This window comes from Stieleria tagensis, assembly GCF_024129865.1.
GTDB lineage: Bacteria > Planctomycetota > Planctomycetia > Pirellulales > Pirellulaceae > Stieleria > Stieleria tagensis.
In genome coordinates, this window is record NZ_JAMYFE010000169.1 from 1 (window position 1) to 4,922 (window position 4,922).

Annotated in this window: 6 protein-coding genes; 4 read left to right on the plus strand and 2 right to left on the minus strand. The window is 56.9% G+C overall.

Annotated features, from left to right (window positions below):
- Positions 1 to 188: hypothetical protein (locus NHH03_RS27430; protein WP_253161556.1), on the plus strand; the 188-nt coding region annotated here is incomplete at its 5' end.
- Positions 189 to 446: 258 nt separating this feature from the next.
- On the opposite strand, the gene NHH03_RS27435 is transcribed toward NHH03_RS27430, so the two are convergent.
- The gene (locus tag NHH03_RS27435) at positions 447 to 1,439 is read right to left on the minus strand and encodes a CPBP family intramembrane glutamic endopeptidase (RefSeq protein ID WP_253161557.1); all 993 of its coding nucleotides are present in this window, start codon (positions 1,437 to 1,439) and stop codon (positions 447 to 449) included.
- Positions 1,440 to 1,446: 7 nt separating this feature from the next.
- A complete protein-coding gene (gene pgsA / locus NHH03_RS27440; RefSeq protein ID WP_253161558.1) occupies positions 1,447 to 2,043 on the minus strand; it encodes a CDP-diacylglycerol--glycerol-3-phosphate 3-phosphatidyltransferase in 597 nt (198 codons plus the stop codon).
- A gap of 431 nt (positions 2,044 to 2,474) precedes the next feature.
- On the opposite strand from pgsA, the gene NHH03_RS27445 reads away from it, so the two are divergent.
- From NHH03_RS27445 to ilvE, 3 genes are all read left to right on the plus strand, one after another.
- Entirely contained in the window at positions 2,475 to 2,942 is a 468-nt protein-coding gene (locus tag NHH03_RS27445) for a 3-hydroxyacyl-ACP dehydratase FabZ family protein (protein ID WP_253161559.1), read from the plus strand.
- Positions 2,939 to 3,790 (plus strand): SDR family oxidoreductase, encoded by an 852-nt coding sequence (locus NHH03_RS27450; protein ID WP_253161560.1) that lies wholly within the window; start codon positions 2,939 to 2,941, stop codon positions 3,788 to 3,790. The genes NHH03_RS27445 and NHH03_RS27450 overlap by 4 nt, the downstream gene beginning before the upstream one ends.
- Before the next feature lie 174 nt (positions 3,791 to 3,964).
- Entirely contained in the window at positions 3,965 to 4,822 is an 858-nt protein-coding gene (ilvE, locus tag NHH03_RS27455) for a branched-chain-amino-acid transaminase (protein WP_253161561.1), read from the plus strand.
- Positions 4,823 to 4,922 lie beyond the last annotated feature (100 nt).

Below are 4,922 nucleotides of genomic sequence, written 5' to 3' on the forward strand. Positions count from 1 at the left end.
CGGAGCGACGACATTCTCTACCGCCCCTCCGGGGCTCGTTGATGTTCTTTGGCGATCAACGCCTGGGGCTGACGCCACCAGGCTATCGACTCCCGTCGCTCCGCGACTCATTCACGCATGTTCCCCACCGCCTCTCAATCGCCGAGACGATCGGGCGGTCTCAATCGCGGAGCGATGTCATTGGTTAGCCAGGGGTGAAACCCCTGGATTGGTCGACAACAAACCGCGCAGTCGCGGAGCGACGACATTCCCTACCCCCCTCCGGGGCTCGTTGATATTCTATGGCGATCAACGCCTGGGGCTGACGCCACCAGGCTATCGACTCCCGTCGCTCCGCGACTCAATCACGCATGTTCCCCGCCGCCTCTCAATCGCGGAGACGATCGGACGCTCTCAATCGCGGAGCGATGTCATTCGATAGCCAGGGGTGAAACCCCTGGATTGGTCTAGGGACCGATTCCGGCGTTGACGCGTGCGAATTCCATGCACAACGTCGCGCCGTTTAGCAAACTGTGGACGATGATCGCCGGGGCGATTCGGCCTGTCCGCTGATACAAAAATCCCAATCCGATCGACAGAAAGAACAACGGGATCGGCGCGGCACCTTGCCCAGAATGCAGCGCGGCAAACACCAGACTGGTCACGTAGATCGGCCAGGCCACTGACGGGTGCCAGTTGGACACGGTCGAAGGTTCCAGGGGATGTTCGGCGATTCGCTGCAATCCGCCCTGCAACAGCAAGCGAAACTGAATCTCTTCGACGATGGGCGTCAGCACCGCCGCGGAGAGCATCAGAAACGAGAACGTGCCCAAGCTGTTTTGTTGAGCCAAAAAATTGGTCACGGCGTGTTCGTATTTGACCAGGTTGGAAACCACCAGATTGATCAACAACACGGGCGTCAAAATCCAGATCGTGGCGATCAGGCCACAGCGCAGGTCCCAACCGGTCGGTATCAATCCGGCCTGACGAATCCCGCCATTGAGATTGAACTGCAGATAGGCCAAGGCCACCAACAGCGCAGCCAAGGTCGCCACGAATTGGTTCCTCACCTGCGTCCCCAACGGCGGCTTGGGCTTGGCAGGCTGGTCATCATCTGGCGCTGCTACAGTTTCAGTCAAACGGTCCCCAGACGTTTCCGTTTCCGCCCCAGTCGTTGGATCCGCCTGGGGCTGGCGTGGTTCACCACCGCCCAAGATCGCGACGGTCAAAAACATCACGCCGAACATCATCAAGAACAGCGAGAAGTAGTCGGCCTGACGCCAGGTGGAGGTTTGATTGGCGTGCCGGGTGATCAATTCGCCAGAGACATCGCCGCACAGATTTCGCTTGGACAGCCCCCACAGCCAGCGTGCCCAAAACACACATCCGGTAGCGATGGTCGAAAAGACGACCACCAGAATGGCGTAGAAAGCGATTGCAAAATAAGTTTCTGAAGGCATCCCGGGCTCATTCCGGATCGTCGGGGTGATCCTGCATCAGTTTCGCCGCCGCGACGGTGTAGTCGTATCCGGAATAGACGGTCAGCGCGATCGATGCCCAGACCAAGACCTGGGTTGTGACCACCAACCAGTTCGCCGGCACAGGGCTTTGCAGATAAATCAGTGACGAGACCACCGCGGCGCACTGCAGCACCATTTTCCACTTGCCCAGCCAGCTGGCCGAGAAATCTTTGCCGCTGCCTTCGATCATCCCCCGCAAACTGGTCACCAACAATTCTCGGCCGACCACCAGCGTCGCCATCCAGCTTTGCACCGGAGAAACCGACATGCCGTTGCTGACACCGACCAACGCGATGAACGACCCACAGATAATGATCTTGTCGACGAAGGGATCAAAGATCCGGCCAAACTTAGTGACTTGGCCATATTTCCGAGCCCAATAGCCGTCCATCCAATCGGTCGACGCCGCCACCAGAAAAACCAGTGTTGCGGTGAAGAAATACCCCAACGGGATCAGAGCCATCACCGCGATCGCCATCGCAAACCGAATGCCTGTCAGCGCATTGGGCACGTTGTAAATGGAACGATTTTCGGGGGTGCTCAAGGTTTTCAGACTCATCGGGTCGGCGCACCGTGTTTGAGGGCCGCACTGCATTGGAGAACACAGTGATTTTTGAGGACACAGTGATCTAGCCATGATGATGGTCTCCGGCCAGTCGGGAAAGGGTAGGGGGCAAATTGGCTGCTCACAAAGAGACCGCGAGAGCGAAAAAGTTTCGATCGGGACCAATTTCAACGTTTGAAGCTGCGGCTTCGCGTGGGGCATTGTTTTTTGGTAACCCGGCGCGTCAGTTTTGAAGCCACCGCTACACGACCGTTTCAACTCAAATGGATTGGCGAATCGCGACTTCGATCTCTTCACTCTCCCGCGGGGACGGCGAGTGAATCGCAAAAACGCTGGCTTCGAAAATTTCAATGCCGCAACAGGGGTCACCCTGGCTTGGCGCTTGCCTTCACAACACTTCAATTACCGCCATGAGCACTGCAGAAATTGAAAAAGCGATTCCGCACCGTCCACCGATGCGTTTGTTGGACGAGATCGTCAGTCGCGACGACGCCTCGATCGTTTGCAAAAAGACGTTTTCGGCCAGCGAATTTTTTGTCCAAGGACATTTTCCCGGACAACCCATCGTTCCCGGTGTGATCCAATGTGAATGCTGTCTGCAGGCCGGCGCGGTTCTGCTGCAACAGCAAATGGAAGCCGACTCGGGCAGCCTGCCGGTGGCGACGCGAATGGATGCCGTCAAATTCAAACGCATGGTCCGCCCCGGCGACACCGTGGAAATCCACGTGACGCTCAACGAACAGGTCAGCAACGCGTTCTACCTGACCGGAAAAATGCTGCTCGATGGCAAACTGGCGATGCGACTGGATTTCGCCTGTAGCGTGACGCCCGCCCAACCGAGCGAAACGGAACCCAGCAAACCGGAGACGACGTCGTGAACGGTCCCGCCCCGTCTGAAGCGAATCAATCGGCCCAGTTCGATTTTTTGCAACTGTCCGGCAAAACGTTCCTGGTGCTCGGCGTCGCGAACAAAAAGAGCGTCGCTTACGCCATCGCCAAAACGATCGAACTCGCCGGCGGCAGAGTGATTTACAGCGTGCGTAGTGAAAGCCGTCGCGAGAGCACCGCCAAACTGTTGCGAGACAAGGACGTTCGCATCTGTGACGTCGAGCAACAATCGGAAATCGATGCGTTAGCCGATGCCTTGGCCGCCGACGGTGTGATGCTCGATGGTTTGGTGCACTCGATCGCATTTGCCGACTATCCCGAAGGCATCCGTCCGTTTCACGAAACCACTCGGAAACAGTTTCTGCAGGCGATCGACATCTCCGCGTATTCATTGATCAGCTTGTGCAACGCGCTGAAAGATCGCTTCCAGAGGGATGCCTCGGTCGTCACGATCGGGATCAGCACGACGCGAATGGCCAGCGAAAGCTACGGGTTCATGGCACCGATCAAAGCCGCCCTGGAATCTTCGCTGGCGTTTCTGACAAAATCCTTCAGCCGCTTCAGTCGCGTTCGCTTCAATGCCGTCGCCGCCGGATTGTTAAAGACGAGCGCTTCGGCGGGCATTCCCGGTTATGTCGATTCGTACCTGTACGCCGAACAGGTGATCCCTCGCGGCGAAGCCGTCAACACCGACGAAGTCGCGCAGACCGCTGTGTTTTTGTTGTCACCTCGCAGTAGCGGCATCACGGCGCAATCGCTGGTTGTCGACGCCGGAATGTCAATCAACTATTTTGACGCCTCGGTCGTTGCCGCCGTCACCAAAGCGCAACTGGGCTAGCGTTCCCCCGCACCTTGGTTATTCGGGTAGTGGATCTTGTGAAAGATCCTTCTGCTTGGGATCTTTCACAAGATCCACTACGGCTCACCCGAGGAATAAGCTGACGTGGAATACTAGTTGACCCCGTTTTCGATTCCGCCCCGTTTCGATTCGCACCCTCCATTGCTGAACCAAATGTCGCGACAAATTTATATTAACGGTCAGTTTTTCGCCCCCGAAGACGCCAAGATCAGCGTCTATGATCACGGGCTGTTGTATGGTGACGGGGTGTTCGAAGGAATGCGGTCCTACGGCGGCAAAGTGTTTCGTCTGGAACAGCATTTAGAACGACTGGACGAATCCGCACGCGCCATCGCATTGAAACTGCCGATTTCGATGCAGCAACTGGCCACCGACGTCAACGAAACCGTTGCCAAAAACGGATTGGACGACGGCTACATCCGCTTGATTGTCACCCGTGGTTCAGGACCACTGGGTTTGGACCCGTTTAAATGCAACGAGCCGCAAATCATCATCATTGCGGACACGATCACGTTGTATCCACAAACCTACTACGACAACGGACTGGAACTGGTCACCGCATCAACGATTCGAAATCACCCCGCCGCACTCAGCCCGCGAATCAAATCGCTGAACTACCTGAATAACATCATGGCCAAGATGGAAGGCCTGAAAGCCGGCTGCATCGAAGCTTTGATGTTGAACCACAAAGGCGAAGTGGCCGAATGCACCGGCGACAATCTGTTCATTGTCAAAAATGGGCGGCTCAGCACCCCGCCGATCGACGCCGGGATCTTGGAAGGCGTGACCCGTAACGCCGTGCTGGAACTGGCCCGCCTAGCCGGCATCGAAACCAGTGAAACGCCGATGACCCGCCACGACATCTATGTGGCCGACGAATGTTTCCTGACCGGCAGTGCGGCCGAAGTCATTCCCGCGGTGATGCTAGACGGCCGCCCGATCGGCGATGGAAAAGTCGGCCCGATCACGCAACAACTCAACCAAGCCTTCCGAAAACTCGTCCGCGCCTAGTTGGTGTGGAGGATTTAGCGTGTTGACGGGATCCCTCGCTGACGCGCTTTGAAGCCAGCGCTTATGCAATTCACGCTCCCGCTTGGAGGTCGTGCAGCTT